Raw genomic sequence first — 12513 nt, forward strand, 5'->3', positions numbered from 1 at the left:
CGACCCGGTGTCGATCACGGTGCTGCGCCGCCCCGGCCTGGCCGCGCGCTGGGCGGTATCGCTGACCGAGATCGTCGACGAGGCCGCCGCCCCGCCCCGGCGCAATTCGCTGCTCTGGTATCGCCTCGCCTGCTTCCTGCCGCGCGAGATCCCGGCGCGGGTGCTCGTTTCGGACACGCCCGCCGACAACGACCTGGCGCGGCGCGACTATAATTTCGTGCTGGAACAGCTCGGCCCCTGCCGCTGAGCGGACACCGGGGCCGGGCCGGGCCGCCCTGCCCCGGCCTCGACCCGCCTATTTGCCCGCCATGCCCATCTGCCAGAGGATGAAGGCGAACTCCTCGGCCGTTTCCTTGAGCGAATCGAACCGGCCCGACTTGCCGCCATGGCCCGCGCCCATATTGGTCTTGAGCAGCAGCACGTTGTCGTCGGTCTTGGTGACGCGCAGCTTCGCCACCCATTTGGCGGGCTCCCAATAGGTCACACGCGGATCGTTGAGCCCCGCCGTCACCAGCAGCGGCGGATAAGCCTGGCGCTTCACATTGTCATAGGGGCTGTACGATCGCAGCAGCTCGAACGCCGCCTTGTCGGTGATCGGATTGCCCCATTCGGGCCATTCGCCCGGGGTCAGCGGCAGGCTCTCGTCGAGCATCGTGCTGACCACGTCGACGAACGGCACATGCGCGACGACCGCGCCCCACAGGTCCGGATCGGTGTTCACGACCACGCCCATCAGCTCGCCGCCCGCCGAGCCGCCGCTCGCGGTCACCTTGCCCTTCGAGGTGTACCCCTTGGCGATCAGGCCTCTGGCGACATCGACGAAATCGTTGAACGTGTTGGTCCGCTTGGTCAGCTTGCCGTCGAGATACCATTTGCGCCCCAGATCGTCGCCGCCGCGGATATGCGCGATGGCATAGGCAAAGCCGCGATCGACCAGGCTGAGCCGGGTCACGGAGAAGCTCGGCGGCACCGCATAGCCATAGGCGCCATAGGCATAGAGGTGCAGCGGCGCGCTGCCGTCCTTCCTGAAACCCTTGCGGTAGATGATCGAGACCGGCACCTGCGTCCCGTCGCGCGCGGCGATCATCAGCCGCTCGGTCTCGTAATCGGCGGCGTTATAGCCCGACGGCACCTCCTGCACCTTGAGCACGGTCAGCTTCTGCGTCGCGACGTCATAGTCGTACACCGTGTCGGGCGTGACCATCGATTCATAGGTGAGGCGCAGCACCTGCATGTCCCATTCGGGATTGTCGCCCAAGGACGCGGAATAGCTCGCTTCGGGAAAGGTGATCGGCTGGACCTTGGCGGGGTTCGCGTAGTCGCGGATCTCGATCTGGTCGAGGCCGTTCCGTCGCCCCTCGATGACATAGAAATCCTTGAAGGCGTTCATGTCGGTCATGTAGAAATCGTCGCTGCCGGGGATGAGCGTGGTCCATTCGCCCGGATTGTCGATGCTCGCGGTGGCGAGGCGGAAATTCACATGCTCGTCATTGGTATGGATGAACAGCGTGCCGTCGCGCTCCTCGACATCATATTCGCGGCCCTTCTTGCGCGGGCTGACCAGGATCGGCTCGAGCAGCGGATTGTCTGCGGGCAGCAGGCGGATCTCGCTGGTCTCGTTGTCGCCAGTGGCGATGACGATGTATTTCTCGTTCGAGGTCATGCCGACATCGACGCGGAAACCTTCGTCGGCCTCCTTGTAGAGCAATATGTCGTTCGTCGTCGGCTGCCCGAGATAGTGGAGATGGGCATTGTTGGTGCGCCAGTTCTCGTTGGCCAGGCCATAGACCAGCGCCTTGCCGTCGGCGGTCCAGACCAGGCTCGAGAGCGTGCCGGGGATGACATCGGGCAGGATGGTGCCCGTTGTCAGGTCCTTGAACCGCGCCTCGAACCGCTCCGACCCGTTATCGTCGACCGAATAGGCGAGCAGCCTGCCATCGGGGCTGACCGAGAACGCCCCCAGGCGGAAATAGTCCTTGCCGCTGGCCAGTTCGGTCTCGTCTAGGATCAGCTGCTTCTCGCCGCCCGCGACGGGCTTGCGATACCATTTCTTGTACTGCGCGCCCTTGTCGTACTCGACCCAGTAGAGCCAGTCGCCGTCCTTTTGCGGAACCGAGCTGTCATCCTCCTTGATCCGCCCCTTCATCTCCTCGAACAGCGCGTCGGTCAGCGCCTGATGCGGTTTCATGGCCGCCTCGAACCAGCGGTTCTCGGCTTCGAGATGGGCCAGCACATCGGCATCATCGACCTTGGGATAGCCTTGGTCGCGCAGCCAGTGCCACGGGTCCTCGACGGTCACGCCATGGCGTTCGTAGCTATAGGGCCGCTGCTCGGCGATCGGCGGCTGGGACGTTTCGGGCATGGATGCACTTTCGTTGGCGGAAGCAGAAGAGGATATCGCCAAAGCTGCCATCAGGGCGGCTCCGGCGACGGCAGAGGACAAGCGCAGTCGAATCGGCATGAACGTTTCCCTTCGAACGTGTTCGAGACAGGACATTCCGCGGGCCGAGCCAGACTGGCGCTGGCTGCGGATTATCTCTATCTTGCCGCCCAACCGCTTTTGCAAGGAGTTGATACCCCGCCATGCTGATGTCCACCCATGAAGCCCGCCTCGCGGCGCTGCGCGACGAACTGAAGCGCCAGGGCCTCACCGGATTTGTCGTTCCCATCTGCGACGAGCATATGAGCGAATATATCGGCGCTTATGCACAGCGGCTGGAATGGCTCACCGGTTTTGGCGGATCAGCGGGCAGCGCGGTGGTGCTGTCCGACCGGGCGGCGATTTTCGTCGACGGACGCTATACGATCCAAGTGCGCGATCAGGTCGATGGTCGCCTGTTCGAATATGTCGGCACCGCGCAGCAATCGGTCGCCGACTGGTTGGGCGAGCACGCGCCCGAGGGTGCGGTGATCGGCTATGACGCCTGGCTGCACACGCGCGACTGGGTGAAACAGGCGAACGCGAAGCTGGCGAAGGTCGGCGCGACGCTCAGGGAAGTCAGCAGCAATCCGGTCGACGCGGTGTGGCACGACCAGCCCGCGCGCCCCGATGCGATCATGAAGCCGCATGCGCTCGAACATGCGGGCAAGGATTCGGCCGAAAAGCGCGCCGATGTCGCAGCCTGGCTGGCCGACGAGAAGCTCGACGCCGCCGTCATCACCGCGCTCGATTCGGTCGCCTGGCTGTTCAACGTGCGCGGCTGCGACGTCACGCATACGCCGGTGACGCTCTCCTATGGCGTGGTGCACCAGGATGGCAGCGCCGACCTGTATGTCGCGCCCGAAAAGGTGACCGACGATCTGCGCGCGCATCTGGGCAACCAGGTCGCGCTGCACGGTTATGACGATTTTCCCCAGGGCCTCGACGCGCTGAGCGGCAAGGCGGTCGCGGTCGACCCCGAACGCGCGGTCGCGGCGATCTTTGCCCGGCTCGAAGTCGCCGGCGCAAGGATCGTGGCGAAGCGCGACCCGAGCGTGCTGCCGCGCGCAATGAAGAACCAGACCGAGATCGAAGGCCATCGCGCCGCGCAGGCCCGCGACGGTGCTGCGGTGAGCCGCTTCCTGCACTGGCTCTCGATCGCAGGACCCGCGGGCGGCGAGACCGAGCTCTCGGCCGCCGCCAAGCTGCTCGAGTTCCGCGAAGCGACCGGCAAGCTGATCGACACCTCGTTCGACACCATCTCGGGCGCGTCGTCGAACGGCGCGATCTGCCATTACCGAGTCAGCGAGGAGACCAACCTGCCGATCGTGATGGACAGCCTGTATCTGGTCGATTCCGGCGGCCAGTATCTCGACGGCACCACCGACATCACGCGCACCATCGCCATCGGCACCCCCACGGCTGAGATGAAGCGTCGCTTCACCCAGGTGCTCAAGGGCCATATCGCGCTCGCCACCATCCGCTTCCCCAAGGGGACCACCGGCGGCCAGCTCGATACGCTGGCGCGGCAGTTCCTCTGGGCCGATGGCGTCGATTATGCGCACGGCACCGGGCATGGCGTCGGCAGCTTCCTGGCGGTGCACGAAGGGCATCGCCGCGTTCGGCGGCCAGGGCGAGCCGCTGCGCCCCGGTATGATCTGCTCGAACGAGCCCGGCTATTACAAGGCGGGCGAATTCGGCATCCGCATCGAGAACCTAGTGCTGGTCGAGCCGCTCGAGATCGAGGGTGCGGAGCTCGACATGCTCGGCTTCGAGACGCTGACCTTTGCACCGATCGACCGCAACTGCATCGAGCCTGCTCTGCTCAGCCCTGCCGAACGCGCCTGGCTCGATGCCTATCACGCCAGGGTCCTCGATGTTGTCGCGCCGCAGCTCGAGGGCGAGGCCTTGGTCTGGCTGGAGGCCGCCTGCGCCCCGATCGTTTGACGTCCGCGTCAATTTGGAGCGAACTGACCGCTTGACGCAAGCGGAATGCTGCGACGCACAATTGCCCCGCGTGCAATTGACGTCGCGGCAACGGTTAATTGCGTTGCAAGAATGTCACGCAGGCGCCGGATTCGCTTGGGTTTCCTAGCTTTTTGTTTGTGACAGTCGGGTGTCAGTCATAAGGACGGTCCAAAGCCATATCAGGCCCGGGGACAGGGCCGTTTTGTCAGCCACATTAGGGGAGAACACCCAATGACCATCACCGACACCCGCCTGAAAACGATCCTGCTTTCGGGTGCAGCGCTCGGCACGCTCGCCATGCCCGCCTCCGCCTTTGCGCAGGATGCCGCGCAGGACGCCGAGAACGCCGACAGCAACGTCATCATCGTGACCGCCTCCAAGCGCGAAACCACGCTGCAGGAAATCCCGATCGCGGTTTCGGTGACCAGTGGCGAAGACATCGAGGACGCGCAGGTCCGCGACCTGATCGACCTGCAGACCCTGGTCCCCAGCTTGCGCGTCTCGCAGCTGCAGAGCTCGGCCAACACCAACTTCATCATCCGCGGCTTCGGCAACGGCGCGAACAACCCCGGCATCGAACCGTCGGTCGGCGTGTTCATCGACGGCGTGTACCGCTCGCGCTCGGCCGCGCAGATCGGCGACCTTCCCAATATCGAACGCGTCGAAGTTCTGCGCGGTCCGCAGTCGACCCTATTCGGCAAGAACGCCTCGGCGGGTATCATCAGCATCGTCACCGAGCGCCCGCAGTTCGAATTCGGCGGCCAGGTCGAAGCGACCTATGGCAATTTCAACGCCCGCATCCTCAAGGCCGACGTGACCGGCCCGATCAGCGAGACGCTGGCGTTCAGCCTCGCCGGCAACATCAACAAGCGCGACGGCTATGCGCGCGACCTCAATCTCGGCATCAAGTTCAACAACCGCGACCGCTGGGGCGTGCGCGGCCAGCTGCTCTGGGAGCCGAGCGCCGACCTGTCGTTCCGCCTGATCGGCGACTATGACAAGATCGACGAGAATTGCTGTATTGCCGCCAATATTCGCGAGAACCCGCTGATCACCGCCGCGCTGCGCGCTGCCAGCGGCCAGGCCCGCCCGATCGAGGCCGCCGATCCGTTCTCGTATCGCGTGCGCAACAACATCCCCTCGACCAACGAGATCGAGAATTATGGCGCATCGCTGCAGGGCGACTGGAACGTCGGCGCGCTGACCTTCACCAGCATCACCGCCTATCGCGAAGTGCGGTCGCAGACCAACCAGGATTCGGACTTCACCAGCGCCGACCTGATCGGCCAGAACCTTGCCAACACCTCGATCGACACCTTCACGCAGGAACTGCGCGTCGCGTCGGACTTTGACGGTCCGCTGAACTTCCTGGTCGGTGGCTTCTATTTCAACGAAGACATCAAGTTCACCAACGACCTGCTCTTCGGCCGCGACTTCCGCGGCTATGCCAGCGCGCTGATCGGCCCCGCCGTCGGTGGTGCATCGGGCGTCGAAGCGCTGCTGGGCGTGCCCAACAACACCTTCTTCCGCCAGGGCCAGGGCATTTTCGACGACTTCACCTATGGCAACGATGCGTTCTCGCTGTTCGGTCAGTTCGACCTCAAGCCCACCGATCGCCTGACCTTCACCTTCGGCTTCAACTATACCGAGGACAAGAAGCGCGTCCGCTCGAACGTCGTCAGCACCGATCCGTTCTCGGCGCTCGATTTCGTCGCCATCGGCAACACGCTGATCACCCAGCAGGGCATCGCCACCACCGTCGGCCAGGCACTGCGCCTGCCCGGACCGGCCAATGCGGCGCAGATCGCGGCCTTTGCTGCGGCCCAGCCCGCCGCTTTCGGGCAGATCCAGACCGGAGCCGCCGCCTTTGCCCGCGCCAACAATACCAACCCGGCGGTCAATCCGCTGCTCGGCCTGCGCGCGCTGCAGTTCCTGCCGCCCTTCCTCAACTATCCCAACGCGGTGGAAAGCGGCCGGACCAAGGACGACGATTTCTCGTACACTATCCGTGCGAACTACGAGATCACCGACAATCTGAACATCTACGCCACCTATGCCACCGGCTTCAAGGCGACCTCGTTCAACCTGTCGCGTGACAGCCGTCCGTTCCCGAGCGACTTCATCCCGGGCTCGCCGGTCAACAACCCTGCCGCTTCACCGATCCGCAACGCCGGCCTGGCGCTGCCGAACCTGACCACCGGTTCGCGCTTTGCAGGCCCCGAAGAATCGGAAGTCTATGAAGCCGGCATCAAGGCGCAGTGGCCGCTGGTCGCGTTCAACCTCACGGTGTTCAAGCAGTCGATCAAGGGCTTCCAGAGCAACGTGTTCACCGGCACCGGCTTCGCGCTCGCCAATGCGGGCAAGCAGTCGACCTTTGGTATCGAGTTCGACGGCACCGTCCGTCCGACCGATGGCCTCAACCTGTTCGTCGCCTTCACCTATCTCGATCCGAAGTACGACAGCTTCGTCAACTCGGCCGTGGGCGACCTTTCGGGTGCGACCCCGGCGGGCATCCCTGCCCTGTCGGCATCGATGGGTGGTTCTTACACCTATGAGTTCGCGGGCGGCACCAAGTTCACGGTGCGCGGCGACTATGCTTATGAAAGCGACGTTCAGATCGCCGAAGGTCTGCCGGGCTTCATCGTCACCAACGCCAACGGCACGCGCAACTTCCAGCCCGCGCTGGACATTGCCCGCCAGTTCCGCCGCCAGACTGACCTGGTCAACGTCTCGGCCACGCTCGAACTGACCAACGGCCTCGAACTGACCGCATGGGCGCGCAACCTGCTCGACGACCGCTATATCTCGACCGTGTTCGACTCGGTTGCCCAGAGCGGGAGCATCTCGGGCTACCCGAGCCTGCCGCGCACCTATGGCGGTTCGGTCCGCTTCAAGTTCTGATCCATTCACGGTTTGACCGGGCTTGGTCGCAATCAGGTTGGCGCAAGACCCAACCGGTTGAAAACAGGGAAATCGGGGGGCTTCGTGCCCCCCTTTTTTTGTGGTGAGCATTGTGTATGCGGATCGCACGATCCGGAACGACAACAAGAGAGGGGAACAGCATGACGGACGCGCCCATCCGCGCCCATTATCGCAGCATCGCGCCCAAGCGCGTGCATTATCACGAGGTCGATATGCAGAATATCGTCTTCAACGCGAACTATCTGATGTACGCCGATATCGGCATCACCGAATATTTTCGCGCGCTCAACCTCGCGAGCGGCAAGCCCGAGAGCATCGGCTTCAATCTGTTCGGCCCCGATCACGACATGATGGTGCGCCACGCCGAGGTCGATTTCCGCGGCAGCGCGGTGGCCGACGACATCATCGATCTCGCGGTGCGGCTCAAGCGCATCGGGTCGAGCTCGCTCACCAGCGAGTGCGCGATCTTCCGCGGCGACGAACTGCTCACCGTGGTGACCATCAGCTATGTCCATTTCGCGATCGCGACGCGCCGCCCCGTGCCGGTTCCGCAATGGTTCAAGGACATGGCCGCCGCGTTCGAGCCGGTGCCGCCCGAAGGCGTCTGACCCTGAGGCCACAAGCCAAAGAAAAAGCCCGGTGTCGCCACCGGGCTTTTCTCGTTTGCGGATCAGTTGCCCGGCATGCCCGGAGGCGGAGCGCCCGGAGGGCCACCCGGGGCACCCTGGCCTTGCAGCTGCTGCTGCATCGCGCGCAGCTGGGCTTCGGGGATGAACTCGATCAGGTCGACATCGAACACCAGCAGGCTGTTGGCGGGGATCACGACCTCGCCGGTCTGCGGGTTCTTCTTCTCCTCGGCGCCATATCCCAGCTCGGGCGGGATCCAGAGGCGATACTTGCCGCCGCGCTGCATCCTCTTGAGCGCCTCGGAAAAGCCCGGGATCGATCCGGCGACCGGCATCGGCACGCGCTGGTTGGCATCGAACGGCGTGCCGTCCATCAGCGTGCCCTGATAGTTGATCAGCGTGACATCGGCATCGGTCGGCGAAGGACCGCTGCCCTTGGTCAGCTCCTTGAACTGCAGGCCGCTTTCGGTGGTCACCACGCCCGGCTCGTCGGCATTGCTCGACAGGAAGCCCGCGGCCGATTGCGGCACCGACTGCAGGCCGGCCCAGGCGGTTCCGCCCGCGACCGCGACGGCCGCAGCGACGCCCAGCCACAATTTGGTCAGCGAGCCTTTGGCCAGCGGCGGAATGGGAACGCGGGTAACGGACATGGCAGCCTCCGGTTATCGTACCACAAACCCCTGAAAAGCACCGCGAGGCCCCCACCTCGCAGTCCCATCAGGGGTCGTTGCGACGAATCGGCGTCCCCGATCCGTCAGGTTAGCGATGCTATAACCGGCTTATTTCGCGCCGTCACGTTCCATGCGCTTGCGCTCCAGCTTGCGTGCACGACGCACGGCAGCGGCCTTTTCGCGCGCGCGCTTCTCGCTGGGCTTTTCGTAATGCCGACGCAGCTTCATCTCGCGATACACACCTTCGCGCTGCAGCTTCTTCTTGAGCGCCCGCAGCGCCTGGTCAACATTGTTATCGCGTACGAGAATCTGCATAAACTTACGTCAGCTCCATTTCGATTCACGGCCTGCAAAACCGCTCGCGCCACGCCATGGGGCGCGGAAAACGGACTGCAAAGCCAAAGCTAGAAGGCCAATAATATAGGGCACGCCAGCCGCATGGCTGTCGCTCACGCGGGGCCGATACCAGCGCATCACGGCATTTTCAAGGAATTTCGCCGCGTTTCAGCCGAAAAAGCCGGGCTGTGCCTCGCGTGCATCAGCGGCAGGGGTGATGGGCAGTTCGACCATCGCTGCATCCGGAAACGGCCCGACCAGCCGCTCGGCCACTCCCCAATCGGCGCGCAGCCACTCGCCCAGGCCCTTGCCGGTCAGCATCACCGGCATCGCCTTGGGATGCACCGCGCCGACCAGCGCATTGGGCTCGCACGTCAGGAACGCGAAGCGCGCGCCCTCCTCCACCGGACGCCAGATCCCGGCAAAGGCGAAGGGTTCGCCCGATTCCAGCGCAAACCAGTGCTGCCGCTTGCGCTTCGTCACCGGATCGGGCGCGGCGCCATATTCGCAGAACGCGGTCACCGGCACCAGGCAGCGCCGCGCCGGGTCGCGCAGCGCGTTGCGCCACATCGGCGAGTTCAGGTTGCGCACATTGGTGATCGGCCGCTTGACCTCGCCGAACGGCGGCCAGCCCCAGCGCATCATCGCCAGCCTTGCGCCCGGCTCCTCTGAAACCAGCACCGGCGCCTCGTAATCGGGATAGATGCCCTCGAACGGCGGCAGGTTAGCCCCGCCCAGATCGACCGTGCCGAGCGCCGTACCGAACAACTGGCGGATTGCATCGGCGTTGCTTGTCATGCGATACAGGTTGCACATAGCCACCAAAGATAGGGACAGGAGAGCGCGATGGCCACCGCATTGAAGAACAGCCCGCAGATGACGACCGAAGAGCATGAGGCACGCAAGCTGCTCGCGTCGTGCTACCGCGTGTTCGACATGATGGGTTGGTCGGAAATGATCTACAACCACATCACCCTGAAGGTACCGGGCGAGGAAGACGCGTTCCTGATCAATCCCTATGGCCTGCATTTCAGCGAGGTCTGCGCCTCCAACCTGGTCAAGATCAATTCCGAAGGCGAGAAGCTCGACGGCTCGCCCTATCCGGTCAACAAGGCGGGCTTCACCCAGCACAGCGTGTTCCACAAGGAACTGCCGGACATGCACTGCATCATCCACACGCACACCACCGCGACCATGGCGGTCTGCTCGACCGAAGGTGGATTGCAGCCGACCAATTTCTATGCCTGCAACTTTATCGGCAACATCGCCTATCATGATTTCGAGGGCGTCACCGTACGCGCCGAAGAAGGCGAACGGCTGGTCGAGGCCGTCCGCGGCAAGCGCGTGCTGATGCTGAAGAACCACGGCCCGGTCGTCATGGGCCGCACCCTGCCCGAGGCGTTCATCACCTATTGGTCGCTGCAGCGCGCGTGCGAGATCCAGCTCGCCACCATGTCGATGGGCAAGCCGATCATCGTGCCCGACGAGGTGATCGCGGTCCACCAGCGCGATCTCAGCCAGGTGCAGCTGCCGATGGGCGCGGGCGTCCCCGATTTCGCCGCGATGGTGCGCAAGGTCGACAAGATCGACCCGAGCTGGCGCGACTGATCCGGTGCCGGGGCGGTTGGTGCACGGGTGACTTGCGCGCGCGGCTCGGATAGAGCGCTCACAGCATGACCAAGTTCACCGTCAACGACCGTCCGATCGAATACCGGCTCGATCCGCAGACCCCGCTGCTCTGGGCGCTGCGCGATGCCTCGAACCTTACCGGCACCAAATATGGCTGCGGCAACGGCGATTGCGGCGCGTGCATGGTCGTGATCGATGGCGAGGCGATCCGCTCGTGCCTGGTCAGCATCGCCGAGGTCGAGGGGCGCTATGTCACCACGATCGAGGCGCTGAGCCGCGACCGCAGCCATCCGGTGCAGCAGGCCTTCGTCGCCGAACAGGCGGTGCAGTGCGGGTTCTGCACGCCGGGGATGATCATCGCGGCGAGCGTGCTGCTGCGTAAGAACAGCGATCCCAGCGATGCCGAGATCGACGCGGCGATCCGCAACCTGTGCCGCTGCGGCACCTATCCGCGCGTCCGCGCCGCAATCAAGCGCGCGGGCCGGGTGATGCGCCGACAGGAGACGATCGCCGCCGCGCCGCCGCCGGGAATCTCGCCCGAGGATGCCGCGAAGGACGTGCCCGCGCTCAATCCGCCCGAGTGATCCGGTCGCGCTCGGCCTCGCTGGCGTAAAGGAATCGCAGCACACCGATTTCTGCCGCATTCTTGACCAGTTCCAAGTTGACCCAGGCGGCAAGATCCGCCCGATTGCGTCCTGGAACCGGCCAATGCACCGGTTCCTTCGCCAGCTCCGGCCTACGCTGAAGATCCGCCAGCACGGTTTGCCACGCATGGGTCAGACGGTCGAACTCCGCCCGAAAGCCCTCGGCGCTTCCCGGCCAGATCACGCCATGTCGATCCAGCGCACCATCGCCAAAGTTGTGATCCAGCGCCATCGACCACCAGTAGAGCATGTGCCAGCAGAGCCAGCCGATGCTCGGCGAACCGGCGGCATAGCTTTCGTCCTCGGGCCAGTCGGCGCGCCAGCCATCTTCCTGGTGCCAGACATGGGGCCCTCGTTCGGTCGGTCGCCACAGGCAATGGGCATCCTCGAGCGTATCGAGATGATAGCGCGCAAGCGCAAGCGCGGTGTCGTACTGCCGCGACAATAGGTCAATCATCGCCCGACCCGGGCATGGGTGCAAACCGCAACGCCTGTTCGAACACCGCCTCGAACATTGCGGGGGTCAGCCGCCCGGTCTGGGTGTTGTACCGGCTGCAATGATAGCTGTCGATCAGCACCCGGCCATCGCCCAGATCGTGCCGTGCATTGTGGCCGAACGGAAAGGCCGTGGTGCGCAGCCCCAGATGCCGCAGGAAGCTGTCATGCGCGATGCGGCCAAGCGCGATGAACACCTTGAGCTGCGGCAAGGCATCGAGCTGCGCGGACAGGAAGCGGCGGCAGGTGTTGATCTCGGCCGGCGTCGGCTTGTTCTGCGGCGGCAGGCACTTGACCGAATTGATGATGATGACGCCCTCCAGCTTGAGCCCGTCATCGACCCGCGCCCGATAGGTGCCGCGCGACAGGCCGAACTTGGCAAAGGTCGCGAACAGCAGGTCGCCCGCATAATCGCCGGTGAACGGCCGTCCGGTGCGGTTGGCGCCGTGCATGCCGGGGGCAAGCCCGACAATGCCCAGCCACGCGTTCGCGTCACCAAAGGCCGGCACCGGCGCGTTCCACCAGTCGGGGTGCTTCGCCTGGCATTCGCGGCGCAGCGCGACAAGGCGCGGGCAGAGCGGGCAATCGACCGGCGGTTCGGTCGCAGCGATCGGGCTTTGCTCCATCATCGCTTCGCGCTAGGCCATGCCGCATGGTCGAGGCAAGCCCGCATCACTATCTGATCGCGCTGGGATCGAACCGGCGGCATCACCGTCTCGGCTCGCCGCGCCAGGTACTGGACGCCGCCCTGCTCGCGCTGGAGAGCGATGGCATCGACGTGCTGGCAATCGCGCCGGTGATCG

10 protein-coding genes and 2 pseudogenes are annotated in these 12513 nt (G+C 64.5%); 6 read left to right on the top strand and 6 right to left on the bottom strand.

What is annotated here, in order from left to right; genetic code table 11:
• Positions 1–247: pseudogene (locus tag DM995_RS04530) on the top strand (hypothetical protein); the annotation flags it as partial.
• Between the two features lie 48 nt (positions 248–295).
• On the opposite strand, the gene DM995_RS04535 reads toward DM995_RS04530, so the two are convergent.
• Positions 296–2362, bottom strand: a complete 2067-nt coding sequence (locus tag DM995_RS04535; RefSeq protein WP_116968640.1) for a S9 family peptidase — start codon at positions 2360–2362, stop codon at positions 296–298.
• Between the two features lie 227 nt (positions 2363–2589).
• Here DM995_RS04535 and DM995_RS04540 point away from each other — a divergent pair.
• The 3 genes and pseudogenes from DM995_RS04540 (at position 2590) to DM995_RS04550 (ending at position 7917) form a co-directional block, all read left to right on the top strand.
• Positions 2590–4366, top strand: a pseudogene (locus tag DM995_RS04540) (aminopeptidase P family protein).
• A 252-nt stretch (positions 4367–4618) separates the two neighbouring features.
• On the top strand, positions 4619–7288 hold the full coding sequence (locus DM995_RS04545; protein ID WP_116968641.1) for a TonB-dependent receptor: 2670 nt from the start codon (positions 4619–4621) through the stop codon (positions 7286–7288).
• 161 nt (positions 7289–7449) lie between these two features.
• Positions 7450–7917, top strand: coding sequence for an acyl-CoA thioesterase (locus DM995_RS04550; protein WP_023838225.1), 468 nt, complete (start codon positions 7450–7452; stop codon positions 7915–7917).
• 62 nt (positions 7918–7979) lie between these two features.
• Here DM995_RS04550 and DM995_RS04555 read toward each other — a convergent pair whose 3' ends face one another.
• From DM995_RS04555 to DM995_RS04565, 3 genes are all read right to left on the bottom strand, one after another.
• The gene (locus tag DM995_RS04555) at positions 7980–8585 is read right to left on the bottom strand and encodes an FKBP-type peptidyl-prolyl cis-trans isomerase (RefSeq protein ID WP_116968643.1); all 606 of its coding nucleotides are present in this window, start codon (positions 8583–8585) and stop codon (positions 7980–7982) included.
• Positions 8586–8714: 129 nt separating this feature from the next.
• Entirely contained in the window at positions 8715–8921 is a 207-nt protein-coding gene (gene rpsU / locus DM995_RS04560) for a 30S ribosomal protein S21 (RefSeq protein WP_007688176.1), read from the bottom strand.
• Positions 8922–9110: 189 nt separating this feature from the next.
• Positions 9111–9758: an SOS response-associated peptidase gene (locus tag DM995_RS04565; protein WP_116968644.1), complete on the bottom strand. Its 648-nt coding sequence runs from the start codon at positions 9756–9758 to the stop codon at positions 9111–9113.
• Positions 9759–9788: 30 nt separating this feature from the next.
• Here DM995_RS04565 and DM995_RS04570 point away from each other — a divergent pair, with 30 nt between their 5' ends.
• Both DM995_RS04570 and DM995_RS04575 read left to right on the top strand, forming a co-directional pair.
• Positions 9789–10550, top strand: coding sequence for a class II aldolase/adducin family protein (locus DM995_RS04570; protein ID WP_116968645.1), 762 nt, complete (start codon positions 9789–9791; stop codon positions 10548–10550).
• Positions 10551–10615: 65 nt separating this feature from the next.
• The gene (locus tag DM995_RS04575; protein ID WP_023838229.1) at positions 10616–11155 is read left to right on the top strand and encodes a (2Fe-2S)-binding protein; all 540 of its coding nucleotides are present in this window, start codon (positions 10616–10618) and stop codon (positions 11153–11155) included.
• On the opposite strand, the gene DM995_RS04580 is transcribed toward DM995_RS04575, so the two are convergent.
• Complete coding sequence (locus DM995_RS04580; protein ID WP_116968646.1) at positions 11139–11672, bottom strand: DinB family protein; 534 nt, start codon at positions 11670–11672, stop codon at positions 11139–11141. The genes DM995_RS04575 and DM995_RS04580 overlap by 17 nt on opposite strands.
• The gene (locus tag DM995_RS04585) at positions 11665–12339 is read right to left on the bottom strand and encodes a uracil-DNA glycosylase (protein ID WP_116968647.1); all 675 of its coding nucleotides are present in this window, start codon (positions 12337–12339) and stop codon (positions 11665–11667) included. The genes DM995_RS04580 and DM995_RS04585 overlap by 8 nt, the downstream gene beginning before the upstream one ends.
• Positions 12340–12513 lie beyond the last annotated feature (174 nt).

Origin of the sequence: Blastomonas sp. UPD001, from assembly GCF_003426715.1 — a bacterium.
Classification (GTDB): domain Bacteria; phylum Pseudomonadota; class Alphaproteobacteria; order Sphingomonadales; family Sphingomonadaceae; genus Blastomonas.